27 protein-coding genes are annotated in these 20,918 nt (G+C 33.5%); 6 read left to right on the forward strand and 21 right to left on the reverse strand.

Features of this window, described 5'->3' with window-relative positions:
- Positions 1–9 precede the first annotated feature (9 nt).
- The 16 genes from rpsH to rpsJ form a co-directional block, all read right to left on the reverse strand.
- Positions 10–408, reverse strand: coding sequence for a 30S ribosomal protein S8 (gene rpsH, locus F1592_RS01935; protein WP_011275134.1), 399 nt, complete (start codon positions 406–408; stop codon positions 10–12).
- Between the two features lie 31 nt (positions 409–439).
- On the reverse strand, positions 440–625 hold the full coding sequence (locus F1592_RS01940) for a type Z 30S ribosomal protein S14 (protein ID WP_001140799.1): 186 nt from the start codon (positions 623–625) through the stop codon (positions 440–442).
- Between the two features lie 22 nt (positions 626–647).
- Positions 648–1,187, reverse strand: coding sequence for a 50S ribosomal protein L5 (rplE, locus tag F1592_RS01945; RefSeq protein ID WP_011275133.1), 540 nt, complete (start codon positions 1,185–1,187; stop codon positions 648–650).
- A gap of 25 nt (positions 1,188–1,212) precedes the next feature.
- The gene (gene rplX / locus F1592_RS01950) at positions 1,213–1,530 is read right to left on the reverse strand and encodes a 50S ribosomal protein L24 (RefSeq protein ID WP_033079619.1); all 318 of its coding nucleotides are present in this window, start codon (positions 1,528–1,530) and stop codon (positions 1,213–1,215) included.
- 35 nt (positions 1,531–1,565) lie between these two features.
- Positions 1,566–1,934, reverse strand: coding sequence for a 50S ribosomal protein L14 (gene rplN / locus F1592_RS01955; protein WP_002466492.1), 369 nt, complete (start codon positions 1,932–1,934; stop codon positions 1,566–1,568).
- A gap of 31 nt (positions 1,935–1,965) precedes the next feature.
- Positions 1,966–2,229, reverse strand: a complete 264-nt coding sequence (rpsQ, locus tag F1592_RS01960) for a 30S ribosomal protein S17 (protein ID WP_011275131.1) — start codon at positions 2,227–2,229, stop codon at positions 1,966–1,968.
- 26 nt (positions 2,230–2,255) lie between these two features.
- Entirely contained in the window at positions 2,256–2,465 is a 210-nt protein-coding gene (gene rpmC / locus F1592_RS01965; RefSeq protein ID WP_011275130.1) for a 50S ribosomal protein L29, read from the reverse strand.
- A complete protein-coding gene (rplP, locus tag F1592_RS01970) occupies positions 2,455–2,889 on the reverse strand; it encodes a 50S ribosomal protein L16 (RefSeq protein ID WP_002432945.1) in 435 nt (144 codons plus the stop codon). The genes rpmC and rplP overlap by 11 nt, the downstream gene beginning before the upstream one ends.
- 2 nt (positions 2,890–2,891) lie before the next feature.
- Positions 2,892–3,545: a 30S ribosomal protein S3 gene (rpsC, locus tag F1592_RS01975; RefSeq protein WP_011275129.1), complete on the reverse strand. Its 654-nt coding sequence runs from the start codon at positions 3,543–3,545 to the stop codon at positions 2,892–2,894.
- A 23-nt stretch (positions 3,546–3,568) separates the two neighbouring features.
- Entirely contained in the window at positions 3,569–3,922 is a 354-nt protein-coding gene (gene rplV / locus F1592_RS01980; protein WP_001829734.1) for a 50S ribosomal protein L22, read from the reverse strand.
- 27 nt (positions 3,923–3,949) lie between these two features.
- A complete protein-coding gene (gene rpsS, locus F1592_RS01985; protein ID WP_001829710.1) occupies positions 3,950–4,228 on the reverse strand; it encodes a 30S ribosomal protein S19 in 279 nt (92 codons plus the stop codon).
- Between the two features lie 64 nt (positions 4,229–4,292).
- Positions 4,293–5,126 (reverse strand): 50S ribosomal protein L2, encoded by an 834-nt coding sequence (gene rplB / locus F1592_RS01990; RefSeq protein WP_011275128.1) that lies wholly within the window; start codon positions 5,124–5,126, stop codon positions 4,293–4,295.
- A 39-nt stretch (positions 5,127–5,165) separates the two neighbouring features.
- Positions 5,166–5,441, reverse strand: a complete 276-nt coding sequence (gene rplW / locus F1592_RS01995; RefSeq protein WP_011275127.1) for a 50S ribosomal protein L23 — start codon at positions 5,439–5,441, stop codon at positions 5,166–5,168.
- Positions 5,441–6,064: a 50S ribosomal protein L4 gene (gene rplD, locus F1592_RS02000; protein ID WP_149809432.1), complete on the reverse strand. Its 624-nt coding sequence runs from the start codon at positions 6,062–6,064 to the stop codon at positions 5,441–5,443. Before rplD ends, rplW begins: the two co-directional genes overlap by 1 nt.
- Positions 6,065–6,090: 26 nt before the next feature.
- Positions 6,091–6,753: a 50S ribosomal protein L3 gene (gene rplC / locus F1592_RS02005; protein ID WP_037536010.1), complete on the reverse strand. Its 663-nt coding sequence runs from the start codon at positions 6,751–6,753 to the stop codon at positions 6,091–6,093.
- A 27-nt stretch (positions 6,754–6,780) separates the two neighbouring features.
- Positions 6,781–7,089: a 30S ribosomal protein S10 gene (gene rpsJ / locus F1592_RS02010; RefSeq protein WP_033079618.1), complete on the reverse strand. Its 309-nt coding sequence runs from the start codon at positions 7,087–7,089 to the stop codon at positions 6,781–6,783.
- Between the two features lie 377 nt (positions 7,090–7,466).
- On the opposite strand from rpsJ, the gene F1592_RS02015 reads away from it, so the two are divergent.
- On the forward strand, positions 7,467–7,862 hold the full coding sequence (locus F1592_RS02015; protein ID WP_037536006.1) for a hypothetical protein: 396 nt from the start codon (positions 7,467–7,469) through the stop codon (positions 7,860–7,862).
- A 43-nt stretch (positions 7,863–7,905) separates the two neighbouring features.
- Here the strand turns inward: F1592_RS02015 and F1592_RS02020 are convergent, their stop codons facing one another.
- A complete protein-coding gene (locus F1592_RS02020) occupies positions 7,906–9,240 on the reverse strand; it encodes an NCS2 family permease (RefSeq protein ID WP_016931146.1) in 1,335 nt (444 codons plus the stop codon).
- Between the two features lie 113 nt (positions 9,241–9,353).
- Complete coding sequence (locus F1592_RS02025) at positions 9,354–11,489, reverse strand: DNA topoisomerase III (protein ID WP_053016659.1); 2,136 nt, start codon at positions 11,487–11,489, stop codon at positions 9,354–9,356.
- 148 nt (positions 11,490–11,637) lie between these two features.
- Here F1592_RS02025 and F1592_RS02030 point away from each other — a divergent pair, with 148 nt between their 5' ends.
- The 3 genes from F1592_RS02030 to F1592_RS02040 all read left to right on the forward strand — a co-directional run bounded on the left by F1592_RS02030 (position 11,638) and on the right by F1592_RS02040 (position 14,365).
- Positions 11,638–12,510: a GNAT family N-acetyltransferase gene (locus F1592_RS02030; RefSeq protein ID WP_107609853.1), complete on the forward strand. Its 873-nt coding sequence runs from the start codon at positions 11,638–11,640 to the stop codon at positions 12,508–12,510.
- A 173-nt stretch (positions 12,511–12,683) separates the two neighbouring features.
- On the forward strand, positions 12,684–13,547 hold the full coding sequence (locus F1592_RS02035; RefSeq protein WP_011275119.1) for a GRP family sugar transporter: 864 nt from the start codon (positions 12,684–12,686) through the stop codon (positions 13,545–13,547).
- Between the two features lie 26 nt (positions 13,548–13,573).
- Positions 13,574–14,365: a glucose 1-dehydrogenase gene (locus F1592_RS02040; protein WP_149809431.1), complete on the forward strand. Its 792-nt coding sequence runs from the start codon at positions 13,574–13,576 to the stop codon at positions 14,363–14,365.
- Between the two features lie 69 nt (positions 14,366–14,434).
- On the opposite strand, the gene F1592_RS02045 is transcribed toward F1592_RS02040, so the two are convergent.
- Positions 14,435–15,343 carry an AEC family transporter gene (locus F1592_RS02045; protein ID WP_037535996.1) on the reverse strand — a complete coding sequence of 303 codons (909 nt, stop codon included), beginning with the start codon at positions 15,341–15,343 and terminating at the stop codon, positions 14,435–14,437.
- 139 nt (positions 15,344–15,482) lie between these two features.
- Between F1592_RS02045 and F1592_RS13570 the strand changes: the two genes are divergently transcribed.
- Both F1592_RS13570 and mspA read left to right on the forward strand, forming a co-directional pair.
- Positions 15,483–15,650: an SE1832 family protein gene (locus tag F1592_RS13570; protein WP_188294663.1), complete on the forward strand. Its 168-nt coding sequence runs from the start codon at positions 15,483–15,485 to the stop codon at positions 15,648–15,650.
- 145 nt (positions 15,651–15,795) lie between these two features.
- Positions 15,796–16,113, forward strand: coding sequence for a membrane stabilizing protein MspA (mspA, locus tag F1592_RS02050; protein WP_011275115.1), 318 nt, complete (start codon positions 15,796–15,798; stop codon positions 16,111–16,113).
- Positions 16,114–16,191: 78 nt separating this feature from the next.
- Here the strand turns inward: mspA and F1592_RS02055 are convergent, their stop codons facing one another.
- On the reverse strand, positions 16,192–19,374 hold the full coding sequence (locus tag F1592_RS02055; RefSeq protein WP_149809430.1) for an efflux RND transporter permease subunit: 3,183 nt from the start codon (positions 19,372–19,374) through the stop codon (positions 16,192–16,194).
- Positions 19,375–19,511: 137 nt separating this feature from the next.
- Positions 19,512–20,771, reverse strand: a complete 1,260-nt coding sequence (locus tag F1592_RS02060; protein WP_053016655.1) for a lipid II:glycine glycyltransferase FemX — start codon at positions 20,769–20,771, stop codon at positions 19,512–19,514.
- Between the last annotated feature and the right edge of the window lie 147 nt (positions 20,772–20,918).

The following is a 20,918-nucleotide window of genomic DNA, read 5'->3' on the forward strand; positions in this document are numbered from 1 at the left end:
AATTTATTATTACCAAACGTATGCGATAATTTCTCCGCCAACGTTACGTTTTCTAGCTTCTTTGTCAGTGATAACACCTTCAGAAGTTGAAACTAATGCAATACCTAAACCATTTAATACTTTAGGTACTTCGTTTGCTTTAGCATATACACGTAAACCTGGTTTAGAGATACGTTTTAATCCTGTGATAACACGTTCATTGTTTTGACCATATTTTAAGAATAAACGAATAACACCTTGTTTATCATCTTCAACGTATTCTACGTTTTTAATGAAACCTTCACTTTTTAAGATTTCAGCAATTTGTTTTTTAATGTTAGACGCAGGTAATTCTAATTTCTCGTGACGCACCATGTTTGCGTTTCTTACACGAGTAAGCATATCTGCGATTGGATCTGTCATTGTCATTGATTGTTGCCTCCTTTCAGACTCTTATATATTACCAGCTAGCTTTACGTACGCCAGGGATTTGCCCTTTGTAAGCTAATTCACGGAAACAAATACGGCATAATTTGAATTTACGATATACAGAATGTGGACGACCACAACGTTCACAACGAGTATATTCACGTACTGCATATTTTTGTTTTTTCTGTTGCTTAGCAACCATAGAAGTTTTAGCCACTTAATTAGCCTCCTTTTAGAGATTATTTACGAAATGGCATACCGAAGTTTGTTAACAATTCACGAGCTTCCTCGTCAGTGTTAGCAGTTGTTACGATAACAATATCCATTCCTCTTACTTTACTTACTTTATCATAGTCGATTTCTGGGAAAATTAATTGTTCTTTAATTCCTAAAGTGTAGTTACCACGACCATCGAATGCTGTTTTAGAAACACCTTGGAAGTCACGTACACGAGGTAATGAAACTGCGATTAATTTATCTAAGAATTCATACATTCTTTCTCCGCGAAGTGTAACTTTCGCACCGATTGGCATACCTTCACGTAAACGGAATGTTGCAACTGATTTTTTTGCTTTTGTTACTAATGGTTTTTGACCAGTGATTAATTCTAATTCTTCTACAGCGTTATCTAACACTTTAGAGTTTTGAACTGCATCACCTACACCCATATTTACAACGATTTTTTCGATTTTTGGTACTTCCATTACAGAACTATAATTGAATTTTTTCACTAAGTTTTCAGTAACTTCAGTATTGTATCTTTCTTTTAAACGGTTCAAAGTGGATCCTCCTTTCAACTAGTTATTAATTATTAGTTTTGATTTCTTCGCCAGATTTTTTAGCGATACGAACTTTTTTACCATCAACAAATTTGTAACCAACACGAGTAGGTTCGTTTGTTTTAGGATCTAATAATTGTACGTTAGAAACATGGATTGCTGCCTCTGTTTCTAAGATTCCACCTTCAGGATTTAATTGAGTTGGTTTTTGGTGTTTTTTAATAACATTAACACCTTCCACAACGACACGGTCTTTTTTAGGTTCAGTAGCGATTACTTTACCTTCTTTACCTTTGTCTTTACCTGCGATAACTTTTACGTTGTCACCTTTTTTGATATGCATGTGGGCACCTCCTTAAATGATTTGGTTTTTATAAATTAAAGTACTTCTGGTGCTAATGAAACGATTTTCATGAAGTTACCTTCACGTAATTCACGAGCAACAGGACCAAAGATACGAGTACCACGTGGGCCTTTGTCATCACGAATAATGACACATGCATTTTCATCAAACTTGATATAAGAACCATCATTACGACGAACGCCTGATTTAGTTCTAACGACAACAGCTTTGACTACGTCACCTTTTTTAACAACGCCACCTGGTGTTGCATTTTTAACAGTACATACGATAACATCGCCGATGTTCGCTGTTTTGCGACCAGATCCACCTAATACTTTAATTGTAAGAACTTCACGAGCACCAGAGTTGTCTGCTACTTTTAAACGAGTTTCTTGTTGGATCATTAGTTAAACCTCCCTTATCTCTAATCTTGTATTAAATAATTACTGACTCTTCAACAATTTCTACTAAACGAAAACGTTTTGATGCTGATAAAGGACGAGTTTCTTGAATTTTAACAATGTCTCCTAATTTAGCTGAATTGTTTTCATCATGAGTTTTGTATTTTTTAGAGTATTTTACACGTTTACCGTATAATTTGTGTGTTTTGTAAGTTTCAACTAATACAGTGATAGTTTTGTCCATTTTGTCTGAAACAACTTTACCTACATAAACTTTACGATCGTTTCTTTCACTCACTTTTGTAACCTCCTCTTTCGAATATATTATTGATTAGCTTTGCTTTCTTCGATTTCTCTTTCACGAGCAACAGTTTTTAGACGTGCAATTGTTTTTCTAACTGTACGAATACGTGCAGTTTCCTCTAATTGACCTGTAGCTAACTGAAAGCGTAGGTTAAAAAGCTCTTCTTTTGAAGATTTGATTTGTTCTTCGATTTCTGAAGTGGTTAAGTCTCTAATTTCCTTAGCTTTCATTTGTTTCACCACCCAATTCTTCACGTTTTACAAACTTAGTTTTCACTGGAAGTTTGTGACTTGCTAAACGTAATGCTTCACGAGCAACTTCTTCTGATACGCCTGCAACCTCGAATAAAATTCTACCTGGTTTTACAACAGCGATCCAGCCTTCAACGGCACCTTTACCAGCACCCATACGTACTTCTAAAGGTTTTTTAGTATATGGTGTATGAGGGAAGATTTTAATCCAAACTTTCCCGCCACGTTTCATGTAACGTGTCATAGCAATACGAGCAGATTCGATTTGACGAGATGTGATCCAAGATGTTGTAGTAGCTTGTAATCCATACTCACCAAATGTTACATAATTACCGCCTTTTGAACGACCAGTTGTTTTAGGACGATGTTGACGACGATATTTAACACGTTTTGGTAGTAACATTATTATTTTCCTCCTTCACTAGTATTCTTAGTAGGAAGAACTTCACCACGATAAATCCATACTTTAACACCTAATTTACCGTAAGTAGTGTCTGCTTCAGCATGTGCATAATCGATGTCAGCACGTAAAGTATGAAGTGGAACAGTTCCTTCTGAATATTGTTCAGCACGAGCAATGTCAGCTCCGCCTAAACGACCTGATACTTGAGTTTTGATACCTTTAGCACCAAGTTTCATAGCTCTTGAAATAGCTTGTTTTTGTACACGACGGAATGAAGCACGGTTTTCTAATTGACGTGCAATATTCTCAGCAACTAAACGAGCATCGATATCAATTTTTTTGATTTCGATAACGTTGATGTGTACTTTTTTATCAGTTAAGTTGTTTAATTTATTACGAAGTTTTTCAATTTCTGATCCGCCTTTACCAATTACCATACCTGGTTTACCAGTGTGAATAGCAATGTTAATACGGTTAGCAGCACGTTCGATTTCAACGTGAGAAACTGATGCTTCTTTTAATTCGTTATCAATGAATTTACGGATTCTTAAATCTTCGTGTAAAAGTGAAGCGAAATCTTTTTCAGCATACCATTTAGCTTCCCAGTCACGGATGATTCCGACACGAAGTCCGATAGGATTAATTTTTTGACCCACAGTGTTCCCTCCTTAAATAGTTATTAAGCTTCTTTAGCTTCTTCTTTACCGTCACTTACGACGATTGTAATGTGGCTTGTACGTTTATTGATAGCACTTGCACGACCTTGTGCACGTGGACGGAAACGTTTTAAAGTTGGTCCTTCATTTGCATATGCTTCTTTAACAACTAATTCATCAGTGTTCATGTCATAGTTATGTTCAGCATTTGCTAAAGCGGACATTAATACTTTTTCAATTACTGGTGATGAAGCTTTGTTAGTTAATTTTAAAATAGCAATAGCTTCTCCAGCATTTTTACCTCTAATTAAGTCAAGAACTAATCTTACTTTACGAGGTGCGATTCTGATTGTTCTAGCAACCGCTTTTGCTTCCATTAGGATTTCCTCCTCTACTTCTTTTTATTATCTTCTAGTTTTTTTATCGTCTGCAGCATGTCCTTTAAATGTACGAGTTGGAGCAAATTCACCTAATTTGTGACCTACCATATCTTCAGTTACATAAACAGGTACATGTTTACGACCATCGTATACTGCAAAAGTATGACCGATGAAATTTGGGAAAATTGTAGAACGACGAGACCATGTTTTGATTACTTGTTTCTTTTCACTTCCGTCTTGAGCTTCTACTTTTTTCATTAAATGATCATCGACGAAAGGTCCTTTTTTAATACTACGAGCCATTTGGGCGCCTCCCTTCTTATTGTGTGCGTGCAGCAATTAAGCCGCACACCCAAATAAGTTGTTATTATTTTTTCTTACGTCCACGAACGATAAGTTTGTCTGATGATTTTTTACCACGACGAGTTTTCTTACCAAGCGTTGGTTTACCCCATGGTGACATTGGAGATGGTCTACCGATAGGTGCACGACCTTCACCACCACCGTGTGGGTGATCGTTAGGGTTCATTACTGAACCACGAACTGTAGGACGGATGCCTTTCCATCTAGAACGTCCTGCTTTACCAACATTAACTAATTCATGTTGTAAGTTACCAACTTGACCAATTGTAGCACGGCAAGTTGATAAGATCATACGAACTTCACCAGAACGTAATCTGATTAGTACGTATTTACCTTCTTTACCAAGTACTTGTGAACTCGCACCCGCTGAACGAGCTAATTGTCCACCTTTACCAGGTTTTAATTCGATATTATGAATTACAGTACCAACTGGAATGTTTTGTAATGGTAATGCGTTACCAACTTTAATGTCAGCATCTGCACCACTCTCAACTACTTGGCCTACTTGTAATCCTTTTGGAGCAATAATATATCGTTTTTCACCATCAGCATATACTAATAAAGCAATATTAGCTGAACGGTTTGGATCATATTGGATTGAATCAACTTTTGCAGTGATTCCATCTTTATTACGTTTGAAATCGATAACGCGGTATTGACGTTTATGTCCTCCACCATGATGACGAACTGTCAATTTACCTTGGTTGTTACGACCCGCTTTTTTCGGTAGCGGTTGTAATAATGACTTTTCAGGAGTAGATTTCGTGATTTCAGCGAAATCTAAACTAGTCATATTACGACGACCATTTGTTATTGGCTTATATTTTTTAAGAGCCATTGTCGCTTACCTCCTTAATGGTAACTTTTATTTTATTGTTTAGTTGAATAAGTCAATTGAACCTTCTTTTAAAGTAACAATTGCTTTTCTTCTTTTGTTTGTATAGCCTTGGTAACGGCCCATACGTTTTTTCTTAGGTTTGTAGTTGATGATGTTTACATTTGCAACTTTAACGTCGAAAATTTCTTCAACTGCAATTTTAACTTGTGTTTTATTAGCACGAGTATCTACGTCAAAAGTATATTTATCTTCAGCCATTGCTTCAGAAGATTTTTCAGTGATTACGGGGCGCTTAAGAACATCTCTTGCTTCCATTATCCGAGCACCTCCTCAACTTTTTTCGCAGCTGATTCAGTAATAATAACACTGTCAGCGCTAGTAATATCTAAAACGTTTAATCCTTGAGCTGTACTAACTTGTACACCAGGAATGTTACGTGCAGATAATTCAACGTTTACGTCTTCGCTATCAGTAACTACTAACACTTTTTTAGGTTGTTCAAGTTTAGTTAATACATTTTTGAATTCTTTTGTTTTTGGAGCTTCAAAACCAAAATTATCAACGATAGTGAAGTTGTTTTCTTTAACTTTGAAAGATAATGCAGAACGTAATGCTAAACGACGCATTTTCTTAGGCATTTTGTATGCATAGCTTCTTGGTGTTGGTCCGAATACGATACCACCACCACGCCATTGTGGAGCACGGATTGTACCTTGACGCGCACGTCCTGTACCTTTTTGTCTCCATGGTTTACGTCCGCCACCACGTACAGCTGAACGATTTTTAACTGCGTGAGTTCCTTGACGTAATGAAGCACGTTGTAAGTTAATTGCTTCGAAAAGAACACTGTTGTTTGGTTCAATAGCGAATACTGAATCGCTTAATTCAACAGAACCTGATTTAGATCCGTCTACTTTTAATACATCATAATTAGCCATTATGCTTTTCCTCCTTTCGCTACTTATTATTTATTACCTTTTTTAATAGAAGTTTGGATTTCTACGAAACCTTTTTTAGGTCCAGGTACGTTACCTTTTACTAAAATTACATTGTTTTCTGTATCAACTTGAACTACTTCTAAGTTTTGAACAGTAACTGTGTTTCCACCCATACGTCCAGGCATTTTTTGGCCTTTGAATACTCTTGAAGCATCTGAAGCCATACCTACTGAACCTGGCGCTCTATGGAAATGAGAACCGTGAGCCATTGGTCCACGAGCTTGGCCATGACGTTTAATAGCACCTTGGAAACCTTTACCTTTTGAAGTTCCTGTTACATCAATAATGTCTCCAGCTTCAAAAGTATCAACTGTGACTTCTTGACCTACTTCGTATTCATCAACATTAACGTTTCTGAATTCACGAATGAAGCGCTTAGGTGCTGTGCCCGCTTTCTTAGCGTGACCTTCAGCTGGTTTATTAGCATATTTATTAGATTTAGCATCTTTTTTGTATGCTTTTTTGTCTTCAAAACCTACTTGGATAGCGTTATAACCATCTACTTCTTCAGTTTTCTTTTGTAATACTACGTTTTGACTTGCTTCTACTACTGTAACTGGGATTAATTCACCGTTTTCTCCGAATACTTGTGTCATCCCAATTTTTCTTCCTAAGATTCCTTTGGTCATCGAAAGTCCACCTCCTAAAATTTTCTATTATAATTTAATTTCGATGTCTACACCAGATGGTAAGTTTAATCCCATTAGGGCATCAACTGTTTTTGGTGTTGGGTTAACAATGTCGATTAAACGTTTATGAGTACGTTGTTCGAATTGTTCACGTGAATCTTTGTCCTTATGCACCGCACGGATAATTGTATAAACTGATTTTTCAGTTGGTAACGGAATTGGTCCAGAAACTTCTGCACCAGAACGTTTTGCAGTTTCAACAATTTTCTCTGCTGATTGATCAATCACACGGTGATCGTAAGCTTTTAATCTGATTCTGATTTTTTGTTTTGCCATAATTTTCCCTCCTTATTCGTCTACTTTAAAAGTGATAGACTTCTCCACGAAAACTATCTCACACAACGCCATGGCAAAGCGGCCGGGTGTGTCAGTAACCTTTCGCTTCATCGCTTTCATCAAGTCCAACATTAGATATGTTACAGGAAAAACGGTGATAAATCAAGGTTTTTCTGTAACTTTTTGTACTTTGTCTAACACATACCTAAGTATTGTACTTTAAATAGTTTTGTACATCAACCATTTTAAGTAAATTTTTTCCCTTTTTTTATTTTTACTTTATAATGTATATAAGTTAAGTCTTAAATTAAGCTTCTACTATTATAATAGTAGGAATTTAAAATTTGTTTTAATAAATAGTTGGAGGCGTAGTTATATTGAAAAGAAATACTAAAGTAGCTCTTGCTCTGATAAGTTTCTTCTTATTAGTATGTGAATTTTTCTATGGCATTCCATTTCTAGGTGGAAGCTTTATATTAGGTTTTGGTTGGCAACCATTGTTAATTAATGCTTTTTTATATCTCATACTAGCAATTATTCTTTTAGTTGATAATCAAAATGCAATCAAGCCTATGTCAATTATTCCAATAATTGGTATTGTGGGATCTTTTGTCGCATTTATTCCAATTGTAGGAATGTTTGTTCATTGGGTGCTATTTTTCTTACTGGTCTTCTTTATTTTTATAGTATTGAGCGCACCTACCTATATTCGTAATAAAGATGCAAAAGTCATTTATACTCAGTACAAAGATGATCATTCAAATAAATGGTAAAAAAAGGACGATGTCTCTTAATAGAGCATCGTCCTTTTCCTTATTAACCGTGTACAAATACAAAATATAAAATAAATAGTACCATTAAGAAATACATAATTGGATGTACTTCTTTGTGTTTTTTTGTGATAAGCATAGTTATTGGATAAAATATAAATCCGCAAGCGATACCAGTCGCAATTGAATATGATAGTGGCATCATAATAATTGTTATAAATGCTGGAACTGCAACTTCAAATTTCTTCCAATTTATTTCTGCAAAGTTAGCTGCCATTAAAATCCCAACTACTACTAATGCAGGTGTTGTTACTGCACTTGTAACAATTTCAATTAACGGACTAAAGAATAATGCTAATAGGAAACAAATCCCTGTCACGATACTAGCAAAACCTGTTCTCGCACCCACAGCTACACCAGAAGTAGATTCAATATAAGATGTAGTTGTTGTTGTACCAAAAATGGCACCAACAATAGTAGCTAAAGAGTCAGCAAATAAAGCTCTACCTGCTCTAGGAAGCTTGTTATCTTTCATAATACCTGCTTGAGTAGCTACTGCCACTAATGTTCCAGCAGTATCAAAGAAATCTATAAAGAAGAAAGTTAAAATTACAATTAAAAATTGAATCGTAAATAATTGACTTGGATCCTTAAAGGCTTCAAATGCTGCACCGAATGTTGGTGTTATACTAGGGATTTTACCAACTACGCCAGAAGGTGTATGTATTAATCCAGTTATCATTCCAACTATAGCAGTTATAATCATACCTATAAAAATTGAACCTGGTACTTTTCTAGCATATAAAATAATTGTAATCGCAATTCCAAAGATTGCTAATAAAACTGGACCTTTTGTTAAATGTCCTAATGTAACTAATGTTGAGTCATTTTTCACAATGATACCAGCACTTTGTAAACCAACAAAGGTAATAAATAATCCTATACCAGCAGATACAGCCATTTTCATTTGATATGGAATAGCATTGATTATTATCTCTCGAAGACCGGTTGCTGTAAGTATAGCAAAGAATATACCTGAACAAAGTACGCCAGTTAAACCTATTTGCCAAGGAATTCCCATCGTTAAAACTACTGTAAAAGCAAAGAACGCATTTAGTCCCATTCCTGGCGCAAGTGCTATTGGATATTTTGCAATAAGTCCCATAAATAAAGAACCAACAAACGCTGCTAAAGCAGTTGCCACGAAAATAGCTCCTTGATCCATTTTCATGTCACCTGATACACCTTTAACACCTGCTAAACTTAATACTTGAGGATTTACAGCTAAAATGTATGCCATTGATAAGAAAGTTGTGATACCACCGATTATCTCTTTCTTATAATTAGTATCATACTCGTCGAATTGAAAGTATTTTTTCACGGTTTTAAACTCCTTTTATTAAAATACTTTAATATTTTAATATTACTTTTCGAAAAACACAATACTAAAAACGAACTTTTTTACCAACAAATATGATTAAGTTCGATTTTAAACTATAATTTCAAGTTTTTCAATGCATCTTTAAACGGATTATTCTCAAGTGAATCTTCATTATTCATATACTTTTTCATTTCTTTTTTAGATACTTTGCCACTGGATTTATTTTTAAATCGTTTATCCATCTGTTCTTGTGTTTCAGTATGACCACAGACACATCGATAAACTGCATCTTTTCCACGTCCAAATAATGTCATTTTCTTCTTACAATTTGGACAACGTGCATTTGTCTTACGTTGGACATTCTTTTTAGTTTTACATGTAGGATCTTGACATACTAACATTTGTCCATTTTTAGTTTTAACTTTTATCATGAATTTTCCACATGTCGGACATTCAGTAGTAGTTAAATTATCATGCTTATACTTTTGCTCGCTATTTTTAATAGTATTTACAATCGATTGAGTAAATGCCTTCATTTCGTCAATAAAGTGTCGAGAATTATATCTTCCTTTTTCTATTAATAATAGTTTCTCTTCCCACTCGGCAGTTAATAATGGAGATGTTAATTCTTGAGGCGCTAAATCCAGAATTTGCTTTCCTTTAGATGTTACTTTGATTTTGCCATCTCTAGATTCGATTGCATTAAGATTAAATAGTTTTTCAATTATATCCGCTCTTGTAGCAACTGTGCCAATCCCTCCAGTTTGTCTCAATGTGTTAGCATGTTTCTTTTCTTTAAGTTGTATATAATTTTGAGGGTTCTCCATGGCTTTTAGCAATGAACCTTCGTTAAAGTAATCAGGTGGTGTCGTTTCATGTTCATTTACTTTTAAATTTTGAAGGTGATACTTTTCCCCTTTTTGAAAAGCAACTTTCTTTACCACATTATCATTGTTCTTTTTAAGTGCTTTATAACCTAATTGACGTGTGACTTTTTCATTAAAAACGAAGATATGTTGGCCAACAGTAACATTAACTCTAACCGCTTCATATTCATGAGGTGCCATTAATGATTCTAGGAACCTTTCAGCTACCATCATATATATCTTACTTTCTCTGTTACTCAAACTTTGCATATCTGGACGTACTTCTGTTGGAATAATTGCGTGATGGTCTGATACTTTATGATTATTAAAAATCCGCATTTTACTTGAATAAGATTGCCCCAACAATGATTTGACTTGTGATTTATAGTCAGTTGCTAATAAAGCATAAAGTCGTTCTTTAATAGTATCCACCATATCATCTGTTAAATAATTAGAATCTGTACGTGGGTAAGTAAGAACTTTATGGCGTTCATATAAATTTTGAATGGTATTAAGTGTTTCCTTAGGCCCCATTTTGTATCGTTGGTATGCCTCTTGTTGCAAATCGGTTAAGTTATACAGAGGCTTAGGATGACTTTTTTTAACTTTCTTTTCAACATTATCAACAATACCTTCTACATGTTCTATTTCATTAGCAATTTGAGTTGCGTCTTCCTTAGTCATGTGCTGCTTCTTTGTACTTAATTGGAAAGTTAATCCACCTATTTCAGTAGATAGTGTATAATATTTCTTCGGTTTAAAATGATTGATTTCTTGTTGCCTAGCATTAACTAATTGGATTGTTGGTGTTTGAACTCGACCCAATGATAATTGAGCATCATATTTCGTCGTTAATGCACGTGTTGCATTGATACCCACAATCCAATCCGCTTCACTTCTAGCTAATGCTGCTTCATAAAGATGTTGAAATTCACGTCCGTCTTTAAGCTTTTTAAATCCCTCTTGAATTGCTTTTTTGGTAACGGAGCTAATCCACAAGCGCTTAATCGGTTTTTTATTATGAACTTTATCCAATATTAACCGTGCAACTAGTTCCCCTTCTCTTCCAGCATCAGTTGCTATAATAACTTCTTTCACTTTTTTATCTAAAATCAGTGACTTAACAGTTTTAAATTGTTTACTTGTTTTACCAATAACTACTGTTTGCATGTGCTTCGGTATGATAGGTAAATCTTCAAGTTTCCATTCCTTGTACGCTTTATCATAGTGTTCCGGTTGAGCATTAGTGACTAAATGACCCAATGCCCATGTGACAACATACTTTTCGTTTTCAATATATCCATTACGTTTTCCCTTTATGTTCATAGCTTCAGCTATATCTCTAGCTACGGATGGTTTCTCTGCCAAAATTAATGATTTCATAGAACTTTCCTTTCAATAAAAGATCTCTTAATACATGTATTTGATGTAAATACAATTGTAACACGATAGACAATAGTCTAAACTTTCAATTACTAATAAATAAACTTATAATTAATTTAACAAAATGATATTGAAATGGAGGTACGCTATGGACATAGTCAAAGTAAGCAACCTGAACCAAATCATATCTTTTATTAATACATCATCAGACACCCTTGCGTCTTATATATATAAACTTTATACGTCTAAAGGTGATGTAGAACAGTTACTAAATGAATCTATCCATACTACTGGTGTTTTCTGTTTAATAGAAGATGATTCAATTGTCGCATTAATCACTGGAATTTTATATGAAGAAGATAAATACAAAGTTATTGGACCATTTGTTAGTAAAGATTTTACTCTTACAGATAATCATTTTATCTCATTATTTTCTGCATTAATGGAATCACAATCTGATCATGCTACTTTTAACTTCTCTTATAATGATTGTGCACAAGATTCAAAACCTTTAATGAAGTTAATTCATGCTAATTATAACTTCACAGATTACTATTTAAATGTTTATAAATCATTAAGTGAACCCGAGTCGGATTTCAATATCATTGAATATCAGCCAGGGTTCCAAAGAGCTTTCAGTAAGTTACATGAACAGACATTTAGACACAACGCATTAACTCCTAAAGAAATAGTCAATACTTTAGATGAACATAACCGATTATTTTTATTTGTTAGTGAAGGCTTGTTAAAAGGATACCTTTATTTACAAATAGACACGCTATCATCACTAGCTGAAATACGATATTTTAGTTCACATACTGATTATCGTCTAAAAGGGATAGCATTTGACTTACTTTCATATGCAATTCATTATGCATTTGAGCATTATTCTATTGATAAAGTTTATTTTAAAATACGTAGTAAAAACGCCACTTTAGTTGAACGATTTAATGAATTAGGATTCGAAATTGAAAGTGAATATACTAAATATAAAATTGATCCAAGTCAATTGAATTACTAGCATGCCATCAGAGCATATTAAGATAATTACACATTAAATCTTAATATGCTTTTTTTATTTAATTCAACGTATGAGCGTTTACATTTTAAAAGTTATTTTTTTCAGATAAAATGTTCACGAGTGTTATAGGAAGGAAACACTTGAAGTAAATAAATAAGGAGAGTGTTTACATAATGCAATTTATAGATATACTTATCGCATTATTACCTGCCCTATTTTGGGGGAGTGTCGTTTTAATTAATGTTTTTGTTGGGGGCGGACCTTACAACCAAATAAGAGGTACAACATTGGGTGCACTTATAGTTGGTATTGTATTGCTCTTAATTGGTAAAGCACAATTTGATAATTTAACAGTAATTATTGTTGGTTTAATTTCAGGTGCTTTGTGGGCCTTTGGACAAGGTAACCAATTACGTTCAATTAGTTTAATTGGCGTTTCTAAAACAATGCCTATTTCTACAGGTATGCAATTAGTTGGTACTACATTATTTAGTGCTATTTTTCTTGGAGAATGGAGTACTGGTATTCAAGTAACAATGGGAATTATTGCCATGGTTCTATTAGTTACAGGTATCGCGTTAACCTCTTTACGCGGTAAAAATGAAGGTAAATCGAATGATCCAGAATTTAAGAAAGCAATGTTAATATTAGTGATTTCAACAATTGGTTATGTCGGATATGTAGTAATAGCCGATATCTTTGGTGTCAGTGGTACTGATGCATTATTCTTCCAATCAATTGGTATGGCTATAGGTGGCTTCTTGTTATCAATGAAACATGAAACTAATATTAAATCTACAGCCCTTAACTTAATACCAGGTGTTGTATGGGCGATTGGTAACTTGTTTATGTTCTATTCACAACCTAAAGTTGGTGTTGCAACAAGTTTCTCATTATCACAACTACTCGTAATCGTTTCTACACTAGGTGGTATTTTCTTACTAGGTGAGAAAAAAGACAAACGCCAAATGATTGGAATTTGGTCTGGTATAATCTTAATCGTTATCGCCGCATTTATACTCGGAAATCTTAAATAATTTAACATTACAAAGGAGGAACCAAAATGTTTTCAGATTTAGAAGGTAAAGTTGTAATTATAACTGGTGCTGGGAGTGGTATTGGTAAATCCTTTGCAGAAAATTTTGGTAAATCAAAAGCAAAAGTGGTTTTAAATTATCGCTCTGATCGTCATTTAGATGAAATTGAAGAAATGAAGCATATGATTAGCGATGCTGGTGGTGAAGCAATTGCCGTACAAGCTGATGTGGTTGTCGAGGAAGATGTAAAACGATTAGTTCAATCTGCTGTTAAAGAATTTGGCACGCTAGATATTATGATAAATAATGCAGGATTTGAAAAACCTATCCCAACCCATAAAATGTCAGTTGATGAATGGCAAAAAGTGATAGATATTAATTTAACTGGTGCATTCATAGGTTCTAGAGAAGCAATTAATCAATTTTTAAAAGAAGATAAAAAAGGAATAATCATCAATACATCAAGTGTACATGATACGATTCCATGGCCTAATTATGTTAATTATGCTGCTAGTAAGGGTGGCTTAAAGTTAATGATGGAAACAATGTCTATGGAATACGCACAATATGGTATACGCATAAACAACATTTCTCCAGGTGCGATAGTCACTGAGCATACTAAGGAGAAATTCTCTGATCCAGAAACTCGTGCTGAGACATTGGAAATGATTCCGGCTAAAGAAATTGGTGAAGCTCAAGATGTAGCTAATGTGGCATTATTCTTAGCTTCAGATTTAGCGAACTATATTCACGGTACTACCATTTACGTTGATGGTGGTATGACTAACTACCCTGCCTTTATGGGTGGTAAAGGTTAAATTTCAAACACTATGCAATAAAAAGCAAGCAATCCTTAAAGTAGAATTGCTTGCTTTTTTCATATTTAATCAAATAAATATCGCTTGATAAACATATAAAATGATTATACTTAAGATAATCGAAATGTTAGTAACCATACCTACTAAAGGCAATGTCTTGTATTTAAATTGAATAGAATACGGAATAATCGCTACTCCTACTGGTAATAACCAAGCAATGAGTAATGTCGTTTTAATCATATTATCTGAAACAGGTAAGAAGAAATGAACGAGTAAACCAGCTAATAAACCTAAACCATAATGAGCTAATAAATATTTAACTGCGATTGGTAGGAAATGACGTTCAATTTTAAAATTAAGCATAACACCTAAAAGAATCATTGATAGTGGCATATTCGCTTTAGATATTATAGTGAAAAAATCAATTGATACTTTAGGCAAATGAATATTTAACATATTTAAAGTAAACATGACGATATATGTGACAAGGGGCACAGAAGTAATTAATTTTTTGCCTAAAAATTTAAAATCAAACTGATCTCCACCTTGACTGAAATAGCTTCCTACAAAATAAGTTACTCCAAACATAATAATTGCCCCACCTATGTCAGCCATTCCAAAATAAATCATTCCATTTTTTGGCCAAATCGTATCAACAAGTGGATATGCAAATAAACCTATATTAAGTGATGCAGTCATCATTCCAACTGTACCTTTTATATGATTGTTATGCTTATTAAACAGCCACAATACAGTGACTTTAGCAAGGACGCCATACACAATCATCATTATAGGTAATATCGAAAATGAAAAATCTAATTCTGCACTATTGAGATTGACAATGACTAAAGAAGGTAGTGTGACATTGAGTACTAATGTTGATAATACCTGACTATCTGCCGCTTTTAAAAAGTTTATTCGTTTCAATAAATAACCTAATGCGATTAAAAGAATAATCATTATAAACTGCTCTGTCACGATAGTTCCTTCCTTCTTTTTAACGTTATTATTACAGTTAATTACTTTAACATAATTTACTTCATTTTTAGAAGTGGATTGTTTCATGATATAATTCAATGTGATTGTTAAATTTTGAAATTAAAGGGGTTTAAGATTAATGAATTTAGAATCACAATTAGATGAATTGAAGTATGATTATGTTCGTTTACAAAATGACCTCGAGAAACGGGAATCTTTAAATCAAAATATAGACCCTCTCGTTAAGCAACTTGAAGATATTGAATTACAAATCTCTGAGATACGTTCAAAATTACTTCAGAAATAAATAATTTTTCTATCTTATGAGATGATTAAAGTTGTGTAAATCTAGTATGATTTCTATTCAGTAATTCAGTCAGCAACTTCGAATTTGTTATATAGTGTCAAAATTATATTTTGTCTAAGGTTCATTATAGAAAGGAAGACAACAGGTGAAACTTTACTTATTATTATTGCCTATTTTATATCTCATCGTTAGTTACATAAGCATTTTTAAAATGCATTCGATTATTACTCGCATTTTACGCATTATTATGGGTGTATTATTACTGTTTGTACTAGCAGTTACAACTCTACAATTCCCTGCTGAAAACTGGTGGGTATTTATTGTTTTAGCATTACTTGTTGGTAATGTTGAAGTAACTGCATTCAAAGAATTGAAACATGATACTAAAGCTGTTTCAATTTTAAATATTTTATCAGTTATATTATTTATCATTTATGTTATTTTAACTTTTATCATGTATTAAATTAGTATAATTCAGTCAACTAATGCCAATATATAGTTATAGCCTGAGACATTGATTAATGTCCCAGGCTTTAGTTTTTTATTTTCTTGTTAACTTACCTTTAAGTGTAAAGAGAATTTCGTAAATTACGGGAACAACAATTAATGTAAGAAGTGTAGATGAAATCAACCCTCCGATTACAGTTGCTGCCATACCTTTTGAAATCAATATTGAGCTATCTTGTCCAAATAATAAAGGCAATAATGCACCAATTGTTGCAATGGCAGTCATAAGAATTGGTCTAATACGAGTGCCTCCCGCTTCTAACAATGCCTCCTTCATTGACATACCTTCATGTTCATTTGTTATCACACGATCAATTAACACTATGGCATTGGTTACTACGATACCAATTAACATTAACATTCCAATTAAACTTGGAACAGATATTGTTTCACCTGTAATCAATAATGCTAATACGACACCAATAATAGTAAATGGTAGTGAGAATAGTATTGTGAAAGGTGCTAAGCCACCTTTAAATGTGATGACTAATACTAAATATACGATAACAATAGCGACTAACATGGCGAATGCCAATTGCGTCATTGCTTGATTAATGTCATCAGTAGCACCACCCACATTAACTTTAACGTTGTCTGGTTTATCTATATTATTGATTTTATTCATTACCTTACTAGATATACCACCTACGTCTGAATCAGTAATTTTACCGGAAACAGTTGTTGCGTAGTCACCATCTTCTTGAACTAATTTACTTGGCGTAGTTGTACGTTCTAGTTTGGCTATATCTTTAAGTTTTACCGTTTCACCTGTTGGTGATTTTAATTCCATATTATTTAATTTATTTCGAGACCAATCCGTCTGCTTGTTTTGTTTTACTTTGACATCGACTTTATTGTCATTTTCTTTAACTGTAGTAATCGTCTTTTCAGGCAAATTCTCATTTAAATTTAATGCTAATTGTCCTGCAGAAATACCTTTCTCTGTTGCTTTATTTTGATCTACTTTAATTTCATATTGATTATAGGTTTGCGATAAATCTGATTTTACATTGGTAATTCCGTTTACTGATTTCATCTTTTGCTCTACTTTAGCAACTGTATCTTTAATTGCATTCGTAGATGGCCCTTTGACTGTAACTTCAACTGAATCATTACCAGAACCATTACCCATGTCTTGATTTTTCCATTCACCTGGTTGATTCATTTTTGATAAATGAGAGATAACTTTATCAGGCTCTTCTTCAAAGTTAGGTGTATCTTTGTCATATTCAACCATAATAGCCATACTATTCGTACTACCAGTTGGGTCTGCTGGTGAAGGACCTCCCACTGAATATTGAACTGTTTTTACTTTATCCTTGGATTGTAAATATTCCTGTGCTTGCTTTGCATGATCTAAAACAGCTTTTTCAGTTTCACCGGGTTTAGGTGTATAGGTTACGGCTAAGAATTTGTCATCACCTGTTGAAATATAGCTTGTACCTAATTTTGCACCACCTAACGCAATGCTTCCTACTAGAATAACGACACTAATAATTAAGACTATCCATTTATGATTTAATGACCAATTTAAAATTTTACGATAACTCTTGCTTACAACACCTAGTCCTCTATCATTCTGATGTTGTGAATTACGTTTTAACTTAATACCTTTTTTAAAAAATGTAGAAGCCAATGCTGGCACCACAGTAATGGATACAAGTAAAGATGCTAATAAACTGAATGCAATTGCTAATGCGAAAGGTCTAAACATTTCACCAACTGAACCTGACACAAATGCTAGTGGTAAGAACACGATTATAGTAACAATTGTAGAAGATAAAATCGGTTTAAATACTTCTCTTGTTGCACTAATGACTAAATTGTTGCCAGACAATTCTTCTTTAGAATCTGATAATCTTCGATAAATATTCTCTACAACAACAATTGAGTCATCTATCACACGACCGATAGCAATTGTTAATGCACCTAATGTCAAAATGTTTAGCGATACATCACTTAATTTTAATGCGATAAGTGCTATTAAAATCGAAAGCGGAATGGAAACAATTGAGATAGCCGTTGTTCTAATATTTCTCAAGAATAATAAGATAACTATAATTGCGACTATCGTTCCTAAAGCTGCTTTTTCAACCATTGTATATAATGAATCTTCAATTGGTTTAGCAGTATCCATGGTTTTCGTAGCTTTTATGTCATCATTATTTTTTACAAATTCATCAATTTTCTTTTGAGCTTCTTTAGCAACTTGAACTGTGTTGGCATCTTGTGCTTTCATAATTTGTACATTAACTGCATCTTTTCCGTTCGTCTTAGAAATTGACTCACGTTCATCTCCTACAGTTATTGTTGCTAATTCACTTAATGGTACGCTTGGCATTTCTCCACTTGAAGCTTGAGATTGATTACTCATTTGAGATTGAGAACTTGAAGATGATGCATTATCTCCAGTACTACTCATCTCACTACTTGATTGATCATCACTGCTGCCTGATTGACTCTGGCCACTTATTGTTAATGGGATTTCTAAGTCTTTGAGTGCTTTAACAGATTTAAATTGTCCATCCACTACTAAAGATTTTTCATTTTTTCCAAATTGAAACAATCCCAGAGGTGTTTCTCGAGTTGCTGTTTTTATGTAATTTTCTACGTCATCAGCTGTTAGTCCCGCTTCATCTAATTTGTTTTGTTTAAATTTCAATGTAACTTGTCTCGTTGTTTGACCATTAAGTTGAGCATTCTGAACGCCATCAACGGTTTGTAATTTAGGAATAAGTTGGTCATTAATTTCTTTTGTTGTGGTTTTTAAGTCATCATTCTTATTAGTAAATGAATAAGCTACGATTGGGAATGCATCCATGGAATTTCGTGTTAATTCTGGCTCACTAACCCCATCTTTAAAGTCTAATTTATCTATTTCTTTCTTTAATACTTCTTCAGCTTTATCCATGTCTGTACCGTTATTATATTCAACAGTTACAATTGATGCATTTTGTATCGACTGTGTTTCTACACTTTTAACGTATGCTAGAGATCGTACTTGGTTATCAATTTTAGAACTAATCTCATCTTGGGTTGTTTGAGGTGTAGCACCTGGCATTGTTGTTTGTACAGATATAACTGGATTTTCAACATCTGGAAGTAATTCTAATTTTAATTTAGCACTAGAATATACGCCTCCTAATATTACTAAAACAACCATTAAGAAAATTGCGAATTTATTTCCCAACGAGAACGTTAACATCTTCTTTATCACTTATTTACTTCCCCCATTCTTTTTCTTTTAAAAAGCTATAATTTCTTTATTTTTAATCATTCCTATTATCCTAAAAAAATCTGAACGTCACAATGGTTATTGTGGAATCGTTCAGATTTAAATTTAATCGTTAATGACTATTTGCCTTTTAATTTACGAGAAATTTTAATTTTAGCTTTTGTTAATCGTGGTTTAACTTGTTCAATTAATTGATAAAGGGGTTGATTTAATACATAGTCAAATTCCCCTATCTTTTCACTTAAATAAGTGCCCCAGACACGTTTAAATGCCCATAAACCGTAGTGTTCAGAGTCTTTATCTGGGTTATTATCAGTTCCACCAAAATCATATGTTTTAGCGCCATGTTCACGCGCAAACTTCATCATCTCATATTGCATATGATGGTTAGGCAAGAAGTCACGGTAATCATTCGATGAAGCACCATATAAATAATATGATTTAGATCCTGCAAACATTAACAATGCACCAGATAAATAAATTCCATTAGGATGTTTTGCTAATAAGTCAGTCATGTCTTCTTTTCTTTCAATAGATTTTTGAATTTTAGATTCGACATCGTTTAATTTATTTTTAGTCTTTTTATCTTGCTTTCTCTCATATTTATTTTGAAGTTGCGTTTTTTCGTTTCCAAGTTCCTTAAGTTCATTATCAATATCATCTAAGACAGGTTTTGGTTCTAATTTCACAAGGAATAATTCAGCATCGCCATCTTCATGTAATGAGTCATAAATATTTTGGAAATAGCTTAAATCACGTGTTAAAAAACCGTCACGTTCTCCTGTTATTTTCATTAATTCAGCGAAATTTTTAAGCCCTTCTCGATTTGAACGTTCAACTTTAGTACCACGTTTCAATGAGAGTCTAACTTTAGAACGATTACGGCGCTCAAAACTTTGGAATATTTCCTCATCTGATTTATCTATTGGCGTAATCATTGTCATACGTGGTTGAATATAATCTTTAGACAGCCCTTCTTTGAAACCTTTATGTTTAAAACCTAGCGCATTTAAATTTTTAAGTGCATCTATACCTTTATCTACTTCTACATCTGGATCAATTTTAATAGCATAGGCTTTTTCTGCTTTAGCTACTTTTTTAGTTTCTTCTAATAACTGTTCCAATGCAGCTTTATCACTATAATCCGTTACGAAGCCACGAGAAACGTAACATAGCGTGAATGGTAGTTTAGGTATCTTTTTAAATAATAATTGACCTACACCTTTAATCTCACCATCTTCGCCCACTGCCACACGCTTTGAATACCATCCTGTTAGGCGTTTAGTTTCTGCCCATTTTGTTAACTGTAATAAATCACCATTAGGATGAGCTTTCACAAACGCATCATGCTCTTGGTTAGTGATATTCATCTTTTCCATGCTATAAAAACTCCTTTTTCTTTACATTAATTATAATTATACAATGTCATGTTTTGAGTGTCGACAAACTCGCCGTGCGATTAAAATATTATTTCTAGTTTTAAATTTTTGATATACTATAAAAACTTAAAATTTTAAATTAGTCTT

Origin of the sequence: Staphylococcus sp. GDX7P312P (assembly GCF_008385775.1) — a bacterium.
Classification (GTDB): Bacteria; Bacillota; Bacilli; order Staphylococcales; family Staphylococcaceae; genus Staphylococcus; species Staphylococcus haemolyticus.

What these genes read in the sequence shown, in the direction of transcription:
- rpsH (WP_011275134.1), bottom strand. Translation starts at nt 408, where the DNA reads ATGACAATGACAGATCCAATCGCAGATATGCTTACTCGTGTAAGAAAC.
- rplX (WP_033079619.1), bottom strand. Translation starts at nt 1,530, where the DNA reads ATGCATATCAAAAAAGGTGACAACGTAAAAGTTATCGCAGGTAAAGAC.
- rplN (WP_002466492.1), bottom strand. Translation starts at nt 1,934, where the DNA reads ATGATCCAACAAGAAACTCGTTTAAAAGTAGCAGACAACTCTGGTGCT.
- rpmC (WP_011275130.1), bottom strand. Translation starts at nt 2,465, where the DNA reads ATGAAAGCTAAGGAAATTAGAGACTTAACCACTTCAGAAATCGAAGAA.
- rplP (WP_002432945.1), bottom strand. Translation starts at nt 2,889, where the DNA reads ATGTTACTACCAAAACGTGTTAAATATCGTCGTCAACATCGTCCTAAA.
- rplV (WP_001829734.1), bottom strand. Translation starts at nt 3,922, where the DNA reads ATGGAAGCAAAAGCGGTTGCTAGAACAATCAGAATCGCACCTCGTAAA.
- rpsS (WP_001829710.1), bottom strand. Translation starts at nt 4,228, where the DNA reads ATGGCTCGTAGTATTAAAAAAGGACCTTTCGTCGATGATCATTTAATG.
- rplB (WP_011275128.1), bottom strand. Translation starts at nt 5,126, where the DNA reads ATGGCTCTTAAAAAATATAAGCCAATAACAAATGGTCGTCGTAATATG.
- rplW (WP_011275127.1), bottom strand. Translation starts at nt 5,441, where the DNA reads ATGGAAGCAAGAGATGTTCTTAAGCGCCCCGTAATCACTGAAAAATCT.
- rplD (WP_149809432.1), bottom strand. Translation starts at nt 6,064, where the DNA reads ATGGCTAATTATGATGTATTAAAAGTAGACGGATCTAAATCAGGTTCT.
- rplC (WP_037536010.1), bottom strand. Translation starts at nt 6,753, where the DNA reads ATGACCAAAGGAATCTTAGGAAGAAAAATTGGGATGACACAAGTATTC.
- rpsJ (WP_033079618.1), bottom strand. Translation starts at nt 7,089, where the DNA reads ATGGCAAAACAAAAAATCAGAATCAGATTAAAAGCTTACGATCACCGT.
- F1592_RS02025 (WP_053016659.1), bottom strand. Translation starts at nt 11,489, where the DNA reads ATGAAATCATTAATTTTGGCAGAGAAACCATCCGTAGCTAGAGATATA.
- F1592_RS02030 (WP_107609853.1), top strand. Translation starts at nt 11,638, where the DNA reads ATGGACATAGTCAAAGTAAGCAACCTGAACCAAATCATATCTTTTATT.
- F1592_RS02035 (WP_011275119.1), top strand. Translation starts at nt 12,684, where the DNA reads ATGCAATTTATAGATATACTTATCGCATTATTACCTGCCCTATTTTGG.
- F1592_RS02040 (WP_149809431.1), top strand. Translation starts at nt 13,574, where the DNA reads ATGTTTTCAGATTTAGAAGGTAAAGTTGTAATTATAACTGGTGCTGGG.
- F1592_RS13570 (WP_188294663.1), top strand. Translation starts at nt 15,483, where the DNA reads ATGAATTTAGAATCACAATTAGATGAATTGAAGTATGATTATGTTCGT.
- F1592_RS02060 (WP_053016655.1), bottom strand. Translation starts at nt 20,771, where the DNA reads ATGGAAAAGATGAATATCACTAACCAAGAGCATGATGCGTTTGTGAAA.